11 protein-coding genes and 2 pseudogenes are annotated in these 17,042 nt (G+C 67.0%); 3 read left to right on the forward strand and 10 right to left on the reverse strand.

The genetic code is table 11. The annotated features are described in order from the left end of the window. Both AS93_RS0112840 and uvrD read right to left on the reverse strand, forming a co-directional pair. Window positions 1-555, reverse strand: a pseudogene (locus AS93_RS0112840) (ABC transporter substrate-binding protein); the annotation flags it as partial. A 249-nt stretch (window positions 556-804) separates the two neighbouring features. After that, a complete protein-coding gene (gene uvrD, locus AS93_RS0112845) occupies window positions 805-2,985 on the reverse strand; it encodes a DNA helicase II (RefSeq protein ID WP_027590996.1) in 2,181 nt (726 codons plus the stop codon). Window positions 2,986-3,170: 185 nt separating this feature from the next. On the opposite strand from uvrD, the gene AS93_RS0112850 reads away from it, so the two are divergent. Both AS93_RS0112850 and AS93_RS0112855 read left to right on the forward strand, forming a co-directional pair. Then, window positions 3,171-6,056: a GGDEF domain-containing phosphodiesterase gene (locus AS93_RS0112850; protein WP_027590997.1), complete on the forward strand. Its 2,886-nt coding sequence runs from the start codon at window positions 3,171-3,173 to the stop codon at window positions 6,054-6,056. A gap of 82 nt (window positions 6,057-6,138) precedes the next feature. Further along, complete coding sequence (locus AS93_RS0112855) at window positions 6,139-6,783, forward strand: hypothetical protein (RefSeq protein ID WP_027590998.1); 645 nt, start codon at window positions 6,139-6,141, stop codon at window positions 6,781-6,783. A 3-nt stretch (window positions 6,784-6,786) separates the two neighbouring features. Here the strand turns inward: AS93_RS0112855 and AS93_RS0112860 are convergent, their stop codons facing one another. The 7 genes from AS93_RS0112860 to AS93_RS0112890 all read right to left on the reverse strand — a co-directional run bounded on the left by AS93_RS0112860 (window position 6,787) and on the right by AS93_RS0112890 (window position 15,677). Next, a complete protein-coding gene (locus tag AS93_RS0112860) occupies window positions 6,787-7,899 on the reverse strand; it encodes a cytochrome c peroxidase (protein WP_027590999.1) in 1,113 nt (370 codons plus the stop codon). Between the two features lie 76 nt (window positions 7,900-7,975). Beyond that, window positions 7,976-10,795, reverse strand: coding sequence for a TonB-dependent receptor plug domain-containing protein (locus tag AS93_RS0112865; protein WP_177324724.1), 2,820 nt, complete (start codon window positions 10,793-10,795; stop codon window positions 7,976-7,978). Between the two features lie 321 nt (window positions 10,796-11,116). After that, entirely contained in the window at window positions 11,117-11,602 is a 486-nt protein-coding gene (locus AS93_RS0112870) for a sigma-70 family RNA polymerase sigma factor (RefSeq protein ID WP_155956146.1), read from the reverse strand. 35 nt (window positions 11,603-11,637) lie between these two features. After that, entirely contained in the window at window positions 11,638-14,433 is a 2,796-nt protein-coding gene (locus AS93_RS19345) for a class I adenylate cyclase (protein ID WP_081798299.1), read from the reverse strand. A gap of 61 nt (window positions 14,434-14,494) precedes the next feature. Beyond that, window positions 14,495-14,737, reverse strand: coding sequence for a TIGR02647 family protein (locus AS93_RS0112880; protein ID WP_027591002.1), 243 nt, complete (start codon window positions 14,735-14,737; stop codon window positions 14,495-14,497). A gap of 28 nt (window positions 14,738-14,765) precedes the next feature. Further along, the gene (locus AS93_RS0112885; protein WP_027591003.1) at window positions 14,766-15,044 is read right to left on the reverse strand and encodes a hypothetical protein; all 279 of its coding nucleotides are present in this window, start codon (window positions 15,042-15,044) and stop codon (window positions 14,766-14,768) included. A gap of 69 nt (window positions 15,045-15,113) precedes the next feature. After that, window positions 15,114-15,677 carry a DUF6436 domain-containing protein gene (locus AS93_RS0112890; protein ID WP_027591004.1) on the reverse strand — a complete coding sequence of 188 codons (564 nt, stop codon included), beginning with the start codon at window positions 15,675-15,677 and terminating at the stop codon, window positions 15,114-15,116. A gap of 84 nt (window positions 15,678-15,761) precedes the next feature. On the opposite strand from AS93_RS0112890, the gene AS93_RS0112895 reads away from it, so the two are divergent. Continuing rightward, a complete protein-coding gene (locus tag AS93_RS0112895; RefSeq protein ID WP_027591005.1) occupies window positions 15,762-16,694 on the forward strand; it encodes an alpha/beta hydrolase in 933 nt (310 codons plus the stop codon). A 7-nt stretch (window positions 16,695-16,701) separates the two neighbouring features. Here the strand turns inward: AS93_RS0112895 and AS93_RS20845 are convergent. Further along, window positions 16,702-17,042 (reverse strand): annotated as a pseudogene (locus tag AS93_RS20845) (hypothetical protein); the annotation flags it as partial.

Genomic DNA, 17,042 nt, shown 5'->3' on the forward strand with positions numbered 1-17,042 from the left:
GATCTTCAGGCCCTTGAGGTCGTCGACGCTGTTGATTTCCTTGTTGAACCAGCCACCCATCTGCATGGTGGTGTTGCCGGCATTGAACGGCTTCACGCCGTGGGGCGCATAGGCTTCATCCCACAGGGCCTGACCTTCGCCCTTGTGGATCCAGGCGTTCATCTCCAGGGTGGAGAAACCGAACGGAATGGAGGTGAAGAACTGCGCGGCCGGCACCTTGCCCTTCCAGTAGTAGGGGGTGCCGTGACCCATCTCGGCGGTACCGCGGGAAACAGCGTCGAACACTTCCAGCGCCGGAACCAGCTCGCCCGCCGCGTAGACCTTCACGCTCAGGCGGCCGTTGCTCATGGTGTTGATGCGCTCGGCCAGGCGCTCGGCCGCGGTACCCAGGCCCGGGTAGTTCTTCGGCCAGGAGGTGACCATCTTCCATTGGAAGGTTTGCGCGGGGGCTGCAGCGGCTTGCTGGGCAGCGGGGGCGGTGTCGTCCTTGCAACCAGCCAGACCCAGCGTAGCAAGCAGGGCAGCGGCGGCGCCGAACAGATGGCGACGATTCATGGTGTCTCCCTTGGAGGTCGGACCCTTGCGGGTTGTTTTTTTAATGGGGGGGTAGCCTGTAGCCAGGCGGCATGGCTTTTTACCATATCTGACGGGCGGAAGCTGAATGCCGCAGCCCGCGCCGTGCTTGTGGGAGCGAATTCATTCGCGCACGTTGCTGTCAGAGGCTGGCCGGCCGCTAAACAGTTCGCGGACGAGTCCGCTCCCACAGGACGACGGCGGCGGGCGGGCAACCCCGCCATCTCGTGACTACAGCGCCTCCAGCTTGGCGTAGCTGAGCATCAGCCACTTGCTGCCCTCGTCGAAATTCACCTGCACCCGCGCCTGGGCCCCGGAGCCCTCGAAGTTGAGAATGACCCCTTCGCCGAACAGCGCGTGGCGGACCCGCTGCCCCAGGCTGAAACCGGTCTGCGGCACCTCGGCGCCGGCGAACAGCGAGGCGTTGCCGGCCGTGGACCCGCCATAAGGCCGGCTGACGCTGTTGGACAAGCGCACCTCCTGAACCAGCCCGGCCGGAATCTCGCGCACGAAACGCGACACCCGGTTGTAGGTCTCGTTGCCGTACAGCCGGCGGGTCTCGGCGTAGGTCATCACCAGGCGCTGCATGGCCCGAGTCAGGCCGACGTAGGCCAGCCGGCGCTCCTCTTCGAGGCGCCCGGGTTCCTCCAGGCTCATCTTGTGCGGGAACAGCCCTTCCTCCATGCCCACCAGGAACACCAGGGGGAATTCCAGGCCCTTGGCGCTGTGCAGGGTCATCAGCTGCACGCTGTCCTCGTCCTCGGCGGCCTGCTGCTCGCCGGCTTCCAGCGAGGCATGGTCGAGGAACGCCGACAGGTGCGTCTCGCCCTCGGCCAGGTCTTCGTACTCGAAGGCGCGCGCGGCGGAGACCAGTTCCTCCAGGTTTTCCACCCGGGTCTGGCCCTTCTCGCCCTTCTCGTCGCGGTGGTAGGCCAGCAAGCCGGAGCGCTCGATGACCTGCTGGGTCATGCTGTGCAAGGGCAGCCCCTCGACGCGCAGCGCCAGCTCGTCGATCAGTTCGACGAAACCGTTGAGCGCGCTGGCCGCCCGACCGGCGATGGCCTTGACGCCGATGGCCTGGTGGATGGCGCCCCATAGCGACAGTTCGTGGGCGCGGGCGAAGTCGCGCAGGGTTTCCAGGGTCTTCTCGCCGATGCCGCGCGCCGGCAGGTTGATCACCCGCTCCAGCGCGGCGTCGTTGTGCCGGGTCTGCAGCAGGCGCAGGTAGGCCATGGCGTTCTTGATCTCGGCGCGCTCGAAGAAGCGCTGGCCGCCATAGATACGGTAGGGGATGCGCTCGCGCAGCAGCGCCTCCTCCAGCACTCGCGACTGAGCGTTGGAGCGGTAGAGGATGGCGATCTCGCGGCGCTTGAGCCCTTCTTTCTGGGCACGCTCGATGCTCTCCACCACGTAACGCGCCTCGTCGTGCTCGTTGTAGGCGGCGTACAGCAACAACGGCTCGCCGTCGCCGCCGTCGGTCCACAGCTCCTTGCCCAGGCGGTCGCTGTTGTTGGCGATCAGCGCGTTGGCGGCCTTGAGGATGGTGCCGGTGGAGCGGTAGTTCTGCTCCAGGCGGATCAACTGCACATCCGGGAAGTCCTGGCCGTAGCGCTGCAGGTTCTCGATCTTGGCGCCGCGCCAGCCGTAGATGGACTGGTCGTCATCGCCGACCACCATCAGGCTGTCGCCGCCCTGACCGAGCAGGCGCAGCCAGGCGTACTGCACGGCGTTGGTGTCCTGGAACTCGTCCACCAGCAAGTGGCGGAAGCGCTTCTGGTAATGGGCCAACAGGCCGGGCTGGTCGCGCCACAGGTCCAGGGCGCGCAGCAGCAGTTCGGAAAAGTCGATGACCCCGGCGCGGGCGCAGGCCGCCTCGTAGGCGCTGTAGATGGAGCGCAGGGTGGTCAGGTACAGGTCGCCGCCGGCCTGGATGTGCTGCGGACGGATGCCCTCGTCCTTCTGACCGTTGATGAACCACTGGGCCTGGCGCGCCGGCCACTTGCTGTCGTCCAGGCCCAGCTCGCGGATCACCCGCTTGACCAGGCGCTGCTGATCGTCGGAGTCGAGGATCTGGAAATTCTCGGCCAGGCCGGCTTCCTGCCAGTGGGCACGCAACAGGCGATGGGCCAGCCCATGGAAGGTGCCGACCCACATGCCCTGCGGGCTGTGGCCAAGCAGCCGGCCGATGCGCTCGCGCATCTCGTGGGCGGCCTTGTTGGTGAAGGTGACGGCCAGGATCGAGTGCGGCGTGGCGTTTTCCACGCCGATCAGCCAGGCGATGCGGTGCACCAGGACACGGGTCTTGCCCGATCCGGCACCGGCCAGCACCAGTTGGCGACCCAGCGGGGCGGTGACGGCCTGACGCTGGGCGTCGTTGAGGGTATTCAGCAGGGGGGAGAGGTCTTCTAGCATCGCGGCATTCTAGAGGTTGCATGCCGCGAGGGCGAGTGACGGCGCTGTGCGGGCGCGTCCGCTCCCACCAGAACCGCCAGCGGAACTCCACTGCTTGCAAAACGCCACCGGCAGGGCTTGGGCCGGCCGATGGGCTCGGGTATGCTCGCCCAACGCCTGGGCCCCAACTCCATTAAAAAACGCCTATGACCGCATCCCTAGACTCGGCTCTCAGTCTGCCGGTCTCCGCCGCGCAGTCCGTCAAGCAACAGTACGCTTCGCAGATCGCCATCGAGCGGACCCGCCTGCTGTATGAGGGATCGCGGCTGCCGACGCTGTTCATGCTGATCTGTGGCCTGGTCTCGGCCTGGGCACTCTGGCCATTCCTCGCGTCGCCGCTGCTGTTGCTGGGCTGGCTGGGCGCGCTGCTGGTCCTCGGGCTATTGCGCCTGTTGCAGGTACGCGCCTTCGAACGCGCCAGCGCCGAGCGGCAGGCCGATCCCTATTGGATACGCATGTTCGTGTTGGGCGCCGCCGCGTCCGGCGTGACCCTGAGCTTCGCCGCCATCATGCTGGCCCCGGCGGAAAGCTTCCTCGCCCAGGTGCCCCTGTACGGCCTGATCGCCGTCTCGGTGGCCTGCGCCACCATCGCCTATGCCATCAGCCTGCCGGCGCTGCTTAGTTTCATCCTGCCGTGCCTGTTGCCCACCTCGGTGTTTCTGCTGCTGAGCGACAGCGAACTGCTGCATGGCTGGGGCCAGCTCAGCCTGCTGCTGCTGCTCGCGCTGCTGGTGATGGCCTGGCAGGTCAACCGGCTGGTGCAGCGCAGCCTGATGCAGCGCTTCTACAACCAGGCGCTCCTGGAGCGCCAGGAAGAAGCCCAGCGTCACAGCGAGGCACTCAATCACAAGCTGGCCCGCGAGGTTGAACAGCGCCGCCAGGCGGAACGCCAGCTGCGCGCCGCCCACAGCCAGCTTGAGCGACGGGTCGCCGAACGTACCCAGGAACTGGACGAAGCCACATACGCGCTGGGCAAGAGCCAGGCGCGCCTGGCCATGGCCCTGGAAGCCAGCGAACTGGGTCTGTGGGACTGGAACCTGCGGACCGACGAAGTGCATCACTCCAAGCTGCAGGAGCTGTTCGGCCTGGCCCCGACCGGCACCCTCAACATGCGCCGCGACCTGCGCCCACTGCTGCATCCGGACGATCGCCGCCTGCTGCTGCATGCCCTCAGCGCGCACATGCGCGGGCGCACCGACGGTTACGCCGTGGAATACCGGGTGCGTCACGCCGACGGCTACTGGGTGTGGGTGGAGGACCGCGGCCGGGTCATGGAGCGCGACGAGCGCGGCCGCGTGGTGCGCATGCTCGGTACCCGGCGCAACATCACCGCCCGCAAGCGCCGGGAGGAAGAACAGCGCCTCGCCGCCACGGTGTTCGAGACCGCCAGCGAAGGCATTGTCGTGCTGGACCGGCACTACCAGGTGCTGGCGGTTAACCGGGCATTCTGCGTGATGACCGGCTACCGGCGCGAGGAAGCAGTCGGGCGCAACGTCACCCAGCTGGTCAGCTCGCCGGACACCCATCGCCAGTACCGGCAGATCCACGCCCAGTTGCTCGCCCATGGCCGCTGGCAGGGCGAGATGATGGAGACGCGCAAGAATGGCGAGCTGTACCCGCAGTGGCTGCAGATCAACGCGGTGCGCGACCGTAACGGGCGCATCACCCAGATGGTCGGCTTCTTCGCCGACCTCAGCGCCCGCCGCCAGGCCGAGGAACGTCTGCGCTACCTTTCCAACTACGATGCGCTGACCGGCCTGGCCAACCGCATGCTGTTCAAGGAACGCCTGCACGAGGCCGGCCAGCGCTCACGCCAGACCGGACGCAGCCTGGCGCTGCTGCACATCGACCTGGACCGCTTCAAGCTGCTCAACGACAGCCTGGGGCATGAAGTGGCCGACCAGGTGCTGCGCAACATGGGCCGGCGCCTCAGCGAGCAGTTGGCCGAGGCCGATACCCTGGCGCGGCTGGCGGCCGACGAGTTCGTGGTGCTCTTTGACCAGTACAGCAACCTGTCGAGTCTTTCCCGACTGGCCAGCCAGCTGCTGGCCAAGCTGCGTGCGCCCATGACAGTGGACGGGCACGAGCTGGTCGTCAGCGCCTCGATCGGCATCAGCCTGCTGCCCGAGAATGCTCGTGAGGTCTCGGCGCTGATCACCCAGGCCAACATGGCCATGCAGCACGCCAAGCACCTGGGCGGCGACAACTTCCAGTTCTTCACCGACAACCTGCAAGCCTGCACCCTGGAGCGGCTGCAACTGGAGAACCAGCTGCGCAAGGCCATCGACAGCGGCCAGCTGGAGGTCTTCTACCAGCCCAAGCTGGACCTGAGCCTGGACAGCCTGCAGGCCGCCGAGGCCCTGGTGCGCTGGCGTCATCCGCAGCGCGGCCTGGTGTCGCCGGCCGACTTCATCCCGCTGGCCGAGGAGACCGGTCTGATCGGCGCCATCGGCGAATTCGTGCTGCGCCGCGCCGCCAGCCAGGCATGCGAGTGGCGACAGCAAGGCCTGGGCGACATCCGTGTCTCGGTGAATGTCTCCGTGCACCAGCTGCGCCAGGGCAACCTCACCACCCTGGTCCGCCGAGTGCTCGAAGAGACCGGCCTGCCGGCCCACCTGCTGGAACTGGAGCTGACCGAAAGCCAGCTGCTCGACAACGTCGAGAGCGTGCTGCACACCCTGAACCAGCTGCGCGAACTGGGGGTCAAGCTGGCCATCGATGACTTCGGTACCGGCTATTCCTCGCTCAGCTACCTCAAGCGCCTGCCGGTCGACTACCTGAAGATCGACCGCACCTTCGTGCGCGACCTGACCGAGGACGGCGAGGACGCCGCCATCACCCGGGCGATCATCGCCATGGCCCACAGCCTGGAACTCAAGGTGGTAGCCGAGGGCGTCGAGGAACAGCAGCAGCTGGACTTCCTCAAGTCCCAGGGCTGCGACGAGATCCAGGGTTTCCTGATCAGCCGACCGATCGAAGCGATTCATTTCGCCTCCCTGCTGCGCGAGCAGGAGATGATGGTCGCACCCTGACGCGCACCCATCGAAGGCTGGCTATGCGCGGCCTCGCCGTACTGCTGTCCTCGCCGGCAACGGACATCGCGAGGAACGACGCATGGATACGCGCAAACAACCGGGTCGCGGTCTGCGACTGCTGCTCCGCCTGCAAAACGTGACTCCACTGGTGCTGCAGACTGCCGTGCTGCAGCGCCTCAGCCCTCGGCAGATCGCCCTGATGGCGCCACATACCGAACCCCATCGGTTGCGTGTGCTGATCCAGGCGCTGCCTGTCGAGCTGCTCGCGCAGACCGCCCGCCATCTGGAGCCGCACAGCATCCTCGACACCTGGCTGCACCTGCCGGACAACCTGCACCTGCAGATCGCCAAGGTCCTGTGCCGCAACAGGGACTTCGCCACCGCGGCGCGCTACGCCGAATGCCTGGCGCCACAACAGCTGCGCAACCTGATCCTGGGCCTCAACGATCCGCTGCCGGTATTGCGCATCGGCGCCCGCTTCGGCGACGTGCCGCTGCTGGTGCAGAGCCTGCAGGGCATGTCGAGCAGCTACCTGCGCACCCTGACCGAGGTGTCCATTCCCAACGGCCATCTGCCGCTGTCCGTATCGGTGCTCAGCGGCCTGCCGGCCCGCCGCCAGGCGGACATCTGCCGTCAGCTGAGTCCGGCGGTGCGCAGCGCCCTGGAGCCGGAGCTGCGCCAGCGCAGCGATGAGCTGTGCCGCCTGCTGGCCACGAACGCCTGATGCTCAGAGCGTGTCGAGGAAGCTGCGCAGCGCGCGCAACTCTTCGACATTCAGCCCCAGACGCTGGAAGCGTGCCGAGGTTTTCGGGAACAGCGGGTCGTTGACCTGCTCGCCCTGGGGCTGCGGGCGCGGCATGCCGACGTTGTAGAAATTCAGCACCCCCTGCAGATCAGGGAACAGGCCGTTGTGTATCCACGGTCCTGTCTTGCTGACCAGGCGCAGCGACGGGGTGCGGAAGCGGCCCACATCCTCCACCTTGCCGGTCACCTCATGACGCCCCAGGTCCTGGTACTTGCGCCCGTAGTAGGTCATGCCGGCGTTGTGGAACTGGTGATCGGTGATTTCCGGGCCGAAATGGCAGTTCAGGCAGCGCGCCTGGGTCCGATACAGATGCAGGCCGTGGATCTGCTGATCGCTGAGCTGGTTGTGGCGACCGTTCAAGAAGCGCTCGAAGCGGGTGGCGCGCGCCACCCGCACCAGGGTGCGCTGATAGGTGGCCAGCGCCTGGCCCAGTTGCTCGGCGTCGATGGTCTGCCGGCCGAACACTGCCTGGAAACGCGGGCGGTACGCCGTACTGGCGTTCAGGCGTTCCAGCAATTCCGGCAGCGTGAAGGCCATTTCCAGCGGGTCCTCGATCGGCCTCAGCGCCTGGGCTTCCAGGGTCGGCGCGCGTCCGTCCCAGAACAGCGAGGTGGCGAAGCCACTCATCACCACGCTCGGCGAGTTGCGCCGGCCGGCGGCGCGGTCGTGGCCGAACGACACCTTGCGCCCGTCGGCGAACGCCAGGTCCGGCTCGTGACAGGAAGCACAGGCGATCTGCCCGGAGCGCGACAGCCTGGGGTCGAAGAACAGGTCTTCGCCCAGCCTGGCCTTCTCCTCCGTATGCGGATTGTTCGCCGGCGCAGGGGCCCGCTCGGGCAGCGGCCCCAGCTCCTTCCAGGCCACGTCCGGGTCCACGTGGGGAGGAGGCCACTGATCCGCAGGCCCGGAATAGACCTGGCGCAGGCAGGCGTATTGCTCGGAAGTGGGTGTGCCGCCGGGTGGGGGCAGCTCGCAGGCCAGGGCGGGCACGGCCAGCAGGCCCGCAGCCAACACCGCGATTCGTGCGATTTTCATGTCTGTCACTCACTACGGGCAGAAACGAACGCGCCCGGCGCGAGCAGTCCCGGCCGGGCGATGGATTGCGCGATGGTCAGAAGCGGTAGCCGACTTCCAGCCAGTACTGGTGGCCTACGTCGTAGCTCGGTGTGGTCGCTACGGCGCTGCTCTGCACGCTGCTTACCACCTGCTCATCCAGCACGTTGAAGACGTCCAGATTGATGAACAACGCCTGCTGCTTGCCGGTGGGAATCTCCCAGCCCAGCCGCAAATCCCAGGTCAGGGCCGCGCCATAGTCGGTTTCTTCCCACACCTCGACCGCCACGCCCTGGTATTCATCCATTACCCCGGACACCTTGCCGATATCCCGGTAGCCGGCGCGGTAGCGGAAGAAGTTGCTGACCGTGAGGTTCCAGCCCGGAATCTCCGTCACGCCACTCAGGCGTGCGGTCCAGGGCCGGGCGTAGTTGCCGGCCGGGCGCTCGGCGTAACGGATGAACTCACCGTCGTAGCGAATGTAGGGATTGTGGTAGTAGTCCTCGTCCAGCTCTTCGCTGTAGTCGGCGTAGTTGCTGGCCACCTCGGTCCAGTCCAGCGCCAATTGCAGGCTGCTTCGGGTGCCGGCGAAACGGATCGGCTGCAGCGGAGTCGCCGTGAAGCTGACCACCTGGGCGTCGCTGCGACCGTCGTTGGTGTAGGTGGTGTAGGTGCGCGAAAGCGCCTCCGTGTCCTGGGAGGGCTGACCGAGGGTTTCGCCCGCAACCTGGATGACCTGATCGCGACCCTTGCGGTTCACGTACTTGAGCCCGTACTCCACCCCGGACCACTGCTGGGTCAGGCCGAGCACCAGCTCGTCGTCGTAGGCGATGTCCAGCTGGTTGAACTTCACCGTGTTGGCGGCCTGGGCGGTCTCGGTCCAGGCATCGTTCAGCGTGTTGCGCTTCAGGGTGCTGCGCAGCATGTTGCGCCCATCCTCCAGTTGCCAGGCAGCGGCGTTGCGACCGTAGTACCGGTTGGCGCCCGCGGTGACCAGCGTCGCGCCGTCGCCCAAGACGTCATAGGTGGCGGCGAAGCGCGGGGCCACGGTGACTTCGTCCATGTAGTCGTCACCGTCGACGCGGATGCCCGGGCGCAAGCTGAGGCGGCCCCACTGGATTTCATCCTGCAGCCACACGCCCCACGAGGTGGTCTGGACCGTGAACTCACCCTGGCGATAGTAGGTGGCGGAGGACAGGTACTGACCCGGCCAGCCCCGGGCGGTGGTGCCCAGGACGCAGGCCACGGTGTCAGTGACACCCAGCGCATTGGTGCAGGTGCTGGTGGATTTCGCCGTTACGTAGACATGGGTGTCGGTCAGGCGCCGGTAATGGGTGTCCTGGTAGCCCAGCTCCAGGCCGGACTGCACGGCATGGCGGGTATCGCCCAGCAGGAACGCGCTCCAGTCGGCATTGACCCGGTACTGCCAGCTGTCCTGCCGCTGCTCGATATCGCCGTAACCACCCTGCAGGCTCATGCGGGTCAGCGGGTTGCTGCCGACGGTGCCCCAATCCTTGCTTTCGGAATAACTCCAGGAGAAGTAGTCGGCGCTGTCGGATTCGCGCGACTGTTCGATCCGCCCCCAGGCCAGCTGCTGCTCCACCTTGGCCAGATCACCGCGCCAGATGGCTTTCAGTCCCGTCTGCAGGCCGCCCAGCTGGGTATCGAAGCCGGAATCCAGGGTGTTGCTGCGAAAGTAGTGGTTCTCCTCCGGGGCATAGGTCAGGCTGGACTCGATCTGCCAGGCATCGCTGGCCTGCCAGACCGCCTTCAGGAAATAGTTGTCGATCTGGCGCTGCTGTTCTTCCTCATGAAATCCCATGTTCTCGACGTGGTGGGCGGAATAGAGGCTGAGCGGGATGATCGAGCGCTTCTGGGTAAAGTTCGCCAGCAGGCCGAAGGTATCGGTGACATGCCCCTCCAGGGTGCCGCGCACGATGGTTTTCTCGAACTTCGGTTGCTCGTCATGCGAGGAGGAGTAACGAAAGCTCTCTTCCTGGCTCTGGGCGATGTGGTACTCGGTCCATTCCGACCGGGTCATCTGGTAGGAGAGCTTGCCGTGCAGCGCCTTGCTCGGCATGCGCGTGGTCGCCTCGACCACCCCGCCGGTGAACTGCCCGTAGGCCGCCGGGACGTTGCTGTCGAGCACCTTGACTTCTTCGAGCAGATCGGTGTCCAGCGCCAGGCCCTGGCTGCGGCCGGGCACCGAGTCGAGCAGGCTAGGATTCGAAGCGGCCGGGTCGATGTTGTTGTTGATGTTCATGCCATCGACCACGAAGGCGTTCTGGTAGAACTTCGCCCCGTTGATGCTGATGTTCGCCGGCGCGATTTCCCCTGGCGTCTTACTGCTCAGCTGGGCGTCGTCGAACTGCACGTTGGGATTGAGCTTCAGCAGGCTGGTGATGTCACCGTTGCCGGCAGGCAGACCTTCGATCTGCTGGCGGCCCACCACCTGAGTGCCCATCGGCAGGGTCTGCCGGCCTTGCACCAGCGTGTTGCCCAGCTCCAGCCTGCCGGCCTCGCGCTCGGGCGCAACGATGCGTACGCCCTGCGCCTCGACTCGCCAGACCAGCCCGGAGCCGGCCAGTATCTGGTCGAGCGCCTGCACCGCACTCATCCGTCCTTGCACCCGGGGTGCTTGCTTGCCCGCCAGCAGCGGGCTCGGCGCCCCAACTTGCAGGCCGGACTGCTGGCCGAACCCCAGCAGCGCACCGGCCAGATCCTGCGCGGGAATGTCATAGATGCGCAGCGCACTGTGCGCCGCGCTGGGCGGGTTGGCCGCGCCGGCATGCATGACCGGAGCCAGACTGAGCAACGCCAGCAGACCGGAACCGGTCAGCAGGCGGGCCAGTGGCCTTGGCTGGAAAGCGTGAGACATGAATCGTTCCCCATACAGCCGCCCCAAGGTCGGGGCAAAAGAAAATGCGAACGCCTATCATTCGGCTCGCTTGCTGTAATGACGAACGGGGCAGAAAAAATTTCAGACTTGTCCGAGGAAATTTTTCCGAAGGGGGCTCAGCGGATCACCTGGAGGTAGGGAGTCAGGGGGCGCAACCGGCCGCCCGCCGCCTCCACGGCCGCCTGCAGCGCCTGCCGCGGACTGCGCAGATCAAAGCGGGCGCCACATGGCGGTCTGCAAGTTCCACGTTGGGCATGAACGCCAAACCCGGTAGATAGGAGCGCTGCCCCAGCGATTCGCTCACTCATCCAAGCACTCGGCACAGCGGGTGAGTGCTTCGCGCACCAATTGATGAGCCAGGCCCACGGAAATGCCCAGCTGCGTGGCGATCTGGCTGAGCGTCAGGCCCTCGATGCGGTGCAGGTAGAAGGCGTCGCAGGTACGTGGTGGCAGCCGATCCAACGCTTGTTGCATGGCCCGCAGCTGGTCGGCATACAGCGCGGCGCTGGCCGGGCAGTGCTGGGGCGCGGCCAGTGACGCCAAGTGCTCGTCAGCGTCGTCGACCCGTTGCTCGATCTGCAGGTGCCGGCTGCTGTCGATGGCCAGGTTGCGCACGATACGGTAGAGGTAGCCGGCCGGCTGCTGGCAGGCGGCCTCGCGGTCGAAGCGCAACCAGGCTTCCTGGACGATGTCCTCGGCCTGGGCGGGGCTGCCCAGCAGACGGGCGGCATACTTGATCAGTGCCTCGCGGTGGGACAGATAAAGTTGCAGGCGGGGGAATGGCACGGCTCGGCGCAACAGCAGGTGCAGGACGAGCGATCCTACCCGTGTTGAGAAGCATTATCAATAAAGCCTTCGACAGCCCGCAGCGCCTGCTCGATGCTTCGCTTGTACTCCAGGTAATGCAGCGTCTGCAGCTGGCCGGCCTCGAATGCCCCACTCAGTTCCAGCTCGGCGACCATCAACGGGCCAACCAGGCTACGCGCACGCAGTTGGGCAACCACCGTCCGGTACAGCCGGTCGCCGAGTTTGCGCTGGTGAAAATCCTCCCAGCCGCAATACAGGGTGAGCTGCTCTTGCTGCTGCGCATCCCGGCTGATGCGGGCATACAGCGGCATCGGCCCCGGCGTGGCCTGCGGTGGCAGGCGACGCACCAGCTCGGTGGCGGTCAGCGGTGCGCCGGGCAGCAACTGGTAATAGCGCACCGGCCCCTGGCCGAGCATCGCCGGGCGATTCTGCGGGCTGCCCGCCACCGTTTCGAGGAAATGCTGCAGCCTTGGCAGCACGGCTTCCGGGCGCCCCGGCAGGGTCTGCTGCCAGAGCGCATTGCACTCATCGAGCAGGTAGACCTGGGTGTCTTCGCCGCTCTGGTAAAAGACCTGCAGGCAACCGGGCTCCGCATGACGCAGCACCAGGCCGAGGCTGTGATCGGTCAGTGCCTGGCAATCCAGATGCAGCGGAGGCAGGCTCGGTTGCGCCATGCCCAGGCAGGCGAGCAGGCCGGGCAGCTCGCCCAGCACCTGCTCGCTCACCTCGCCGTCGCGACGCTGCCAGATCCGGTAGTGGCCGGCGATGCGCACCAGCAGTCGCGCCTCGCTCTCGCACAGCACGTCGGCGCATTGCGCGTACAACCCTTCCAGACGCTGGGCCAAGGCCTGCGCACGGTTCTGGGCGAAACACTGGAACTGCACCCGGTGGGCGTGCACACCCTCGCCCAGCAATTCGCGCAGACACTCGAACACCGCCTGCGGGCCTTCGTAGCGCTGGTGGGTCACCTCGTTCCAGCTGGTCAGGGTGATACGGTCGAGGCTCTGCACCAGATTGGCCTGGCTGCCGCCATAGTCCAGCACATCGTTGCGCCCGCCGACCATCTGGGCGCGGGACAGGCCTTGCAGTGGGTCTATCCCCACATTGATCAGCACCAGTACCCGCTCGGCGCGCCGCTTCTCCAGCATCAGGGCATCTGCCACCTCGGCCTGCGGTCCGGGCAGTGTCTGCAGGCAGGCGCGCAGCCCCTGCAGCTCGAAGTCGCGCAGATGGCTCTGGCCCGGGTGCAGGGTCACCCGACTGGCGCTGTCGAGTACGCCGTTGCGCTGCGCCCAGGCCAGCAGGGCAATCAGGTGCCGGCTGCGCTTGAGCGGCACCCGGTCCTGACACTGGTTGGCAGTCAGGCTGCCGTCGTAGAGCGCCCATTGCTCGGGCTCCACGCGGCGCAGGGTCAGGTTGGGCTCGGCCAGGCTATTGGCAATGCCCGGGTTGACGGTATCGATCTTCGCCCCGCTGCGCGCAAACAGCACGCGCAGGCGGCGGGCCAGCACCAGCATGTCGCGCTCGCTCAGTGGGTTGAGCACGTGCTGCTGCTCGGCGAATGCCTTGAGGCTCAGGTAGCTGCGCATCAGCGCGGCGACCAGCAGTCGCAGCTCGCTCTCCACCTGGCGCAGCTTCCAGCGTGGGCGGCTGTCGAGCAGGACGAGGCGGGGCTCGCCCCAGCCCCAGCCCGCACACAGCTGGCGCAGCAGCTGACGCTGCCAGGTGCGCCCGAGGGCAGACGCCGGCCGGCTCAGTTGCCGGTCGACCTTCAGGTACAGGCAGCGACGCACCAGCTCCAGGCGCGCGGCGTCGTCACGCAGATAGTCTTCCAGACGCCGATAGAGTCGGATGTAGGGGTCCAGATCGTCCAGGTCATCCACGCCGGACAGCACGTCGCGTTTGAACTGCAGGGCCAGCGCCTCGCCACCGGGGTGGGCACTGGCGTAGGCCTCGTTGAGCAGCAGCTTGAGCACCGACTTGTAGGGCGACTGCATCGCCTTGTAGAGCTGCCACATGCCGGCGCCCAGGTACTCCCGGGCCGGGATGCGTCCCAGGTAGCCGAAATGCAGCTCCTGCTCGGCCGTCAGCACCCCGCACGAACGCAGCGCGGCGACATAGTCCGGGTAGCGCTCCTCCTGCTCGGCGGGCACCAGCCACCAGGTGGGCGTGCGGCCGGCCAGCCACAGCGCCGTGCGGAAGAACTCATCGAGCAGCAGGTAGTGTTGGCTGCTGCCGCAGTCCTCGCCGGTCAGCTCGGCATCACGCCGACCACTGGCGAAGCGCTCCGGGTCAACCAGGAACACGTGCAGCTCGGCGCCCTGGCTGGCCGCCCAGTGTTCCACCGCGCGCGCCTTGCGCCGCAGCAGGTCCAGGGCCGCCTCGTCCAGCGCCGGGTCATGGCACAGCCAGAGGTCCATGTCGCTGCGCTCAGTCTGCGCCAGGGTGCCCAGGCTGCCCATCAGGAACAGCCCATGCAGCGGAGCAACCTGCTGCTGCGGCAGCGCCCAGTAGCGGAACGAGCGAGCCAGCTGGCGCGCCTCGTTCAGCGCGGCTTCGGTGGGTTCGTAGTCGCTCAGGCCCGCCGGCGCACTGGTCGAGACGTAGCCGGGCAGACCCGGATGATTGACATGAAACAGCAGCGGCAACAGATGCAGGACACGCTGCTGGCGTGTGGACAGCAACTGGTGGGCGCGTTCGAGACGCCCCGCATTCAGTGTCAGAAAACGCTGGCGCAGCAGCTCCAGGCCCCGGCGATCCGGCAACGGACCAGGGACGCCAGGTGGGGCGCTGCAATCGTTCGAGGACATGTGCGAATCGGAGAACGGGCCACCGCCCGGCACAGCCGGCGGTGGCGCCTGTGCGCGCGGATCAGCCTTCCGCGGGGGTCAGGATGGTCAGCAGGGCCTGGGCGTGCTCGGCGGCATCGAGGCCGAGGCTGGTCAGGTAGCCACCGTCGACCTGGGTGAGCAGGCCACGGGCATGCAGACGGGCGGCGGCGCCCAGCAACTGCGGGTCGGCGTCGCTGTGCAGCTTCAGGCCTTCCTGGTGGTTGGCCAGGTTGAAGTGGGTCAGCAGGTGCAACTCGGCAATGCGCTCTGGCGTATAGGACATGGCTGCTTCCTTTGTAGTAGGGCGGGATTCAGTGCTCGGCGGCCTCGTCGGGCAGCTCGGGTAATGCACGCAGCAGGCGCTCGTAACGCTCGCCATCGAAGGGACGGTTGTCGTTCAGCATCACACGCACCTCATCCGCCAGGACGAGGGCCATCATCTGCAGGATTTCCTCACGCTCGTAACCGACCAGGCTCAGCTTGTTATAGACCGCCCGGGTCGCCGGAGGCTCGCCGCCTTCCAGTTGCGCCTCAATGGCCTCGATCAGCGCCTGGCCGGCGTACAGTTCGTCATCCTCGGATGCATGCATGGGAAACCCCCTGTGAAGTGGTTCGCATTCTGCCACGCGGACTGCCGGCTGTCCCCCGTCCTGCGCGATTCAGTCCCGCCAGGCGCAGAAACAGCCACTGGCCAGCGTCTGCGGCGCCAGCACCGGGCGACCGGCGAGCAGCGCATCGAGCACCGGCTCGACGAAACTGTTGGCCGAGGTGCATACCGCACCTTCGCTGTAGGGGCCGAAGTAGGCCAGCCGGCCCAGGCTGTCCCAGACGGCCACCGCCGGGCTGGCTGGCAGGTCCTCGGCGCCCTGCAGCCCGCTCAGCGGCTGCAGCGCGGCCAGCGGCGCCGGCAACTGGCCGCGACTACCGGGACGCTGCACAGCATAGAACTGCACCTGCCCGGCATAGCGTTCGAGCATCTCGGCCAGGTGTTGCTGGTTGCCCACGTTGCACGGGCAGGCCGGATCCCAGAAATGCACCAGGCGCACCGACCCGGGGCCGGCGATGGCGGCGGGCAGTTGCAGGTGCTCGCCGCTGAACAGCGTGGGCGAGGTATCGAAGGGCCGCAGGTAGCGGGCCTGATACCACCAGAAGGCCCAGACCATGGCCACCAGCCATAGGCCGGCGAGCAGGTAGGCGAGCAGGGACTTGCGCGTCAGGGACATGGTACGGCGACCTTGGCTGTGGGGCTTGCCGGGTGCGGCGCCGCGCAGTATACCGGGTCCGCCCTTTCCCGCATTCGGTACGCCATGTCCACTTTCCAGCCCGAACACCTGCTCGCAGCCTTGCCACCGCTGGCGGCGGCCGGCCAGGAGCCCGCGCAGAGCGGCCACTACCGCAGCTTCTACGGGCTCGACGCGGTACGTGCCGGCGTGCGCAGCCGGCTGGGCAGCTTCCGGGCCGGCCCCTATCGCCTGGCGGCGCAGGTCTGGCTGCCCGAGCGGCCGGTGGCCACACTGCTGATGCTGCATGGCTACTACGACCACATGGGGCTGTACGGCAACCTGGTGGACTGGGCGCTGAGCCTGAACTTCGCGGTACTGGCCTGCGACCTGCCCGGGCACGGGCTGTCGAGCGGCAAGCGCGCCAGCATCGACGACTTCGGCGAATACCAGGCGGTGCTGCACGGGCTGTTTGCCGAGGCCGAGGCCCTGCGCCTGCCCCGCCCCTGGCACCTGTGCGGACAGAGTACCGGCGGCGCCATCCTGCTCGATTACCTGCTGCATGGCCGACCACGCCCCGAGCTGGGCGAGACCATCCTGCTCGCCCCGCTGGTACGGCCGCGCGCCTGGAAACGCTCACAGCTCAGCTACCACCTGGTGCGCCCGTTCGTCGACGCGATTCCCCGGCGGTTCAGCGTGAACTCCAGCGACGCCGACTTCATCGACTTCGTGCACCACCGCGACCCGTTGCAGCCGCGCATCCTGCCCACCGCCTGGGTCGGTGCCCTGGCGCGCTGGATCCCGCGCATCGAGGGCGCCCGGCGCAGCGCGCACAGCCCGCTGATCGTGCAGGGTGAGCAGGATGCAACGGTGGAATGGCAGCACAACCTCGACGTGCTGGAGGACAAGTTCAACCAGCCGCGCCGATTGTTATTGCCCGACGCACGGCATCACCTGGTCAACGAGCGCGAGGCGTTGCGTCAGCAGTATTTCGAGTTCCTGACCCGCCAACTGGGCTGAGTCCGCGTCAGTTGCCCACGCGCAGGCTGGCGCGCAGCGCGGCCAGTGCCGCCCGGTAATAGCGCTGCCCCTCGGCCGACTCGGCGAAGCGGGCGAAGCGTTCCAGCTCAGCGTCGTTCAACGGCTGGTAGACCCGCGCCAGTCCCTCCACCAGGCGCGGTTCCATCTGTTGCCGCAAGCGGGCGCGCTGACTGTCCAGTACGCCCTGGCTGGCCATGCCCATGGGCAGTCCGGGAATCATCTGGCTGAGGCTGTCGGCGGCCACACCGGCCAGGGCCAGGCTGACCTCCACGCCCGCCTCGCTCGCCGGCAGCGCATCCGCCAGGCGCCGCAGGGTGGCACGCCGCG

It is taken from the genome of Pseudomonas sp. RL, assembly GCF_000647775.1.
GTDB lineage: Bacteria > Pseudomonadota > Gammaproteobacteria > Pseudomonadales > Pseudomonadaceae > Serpens > Serpens flexibilis.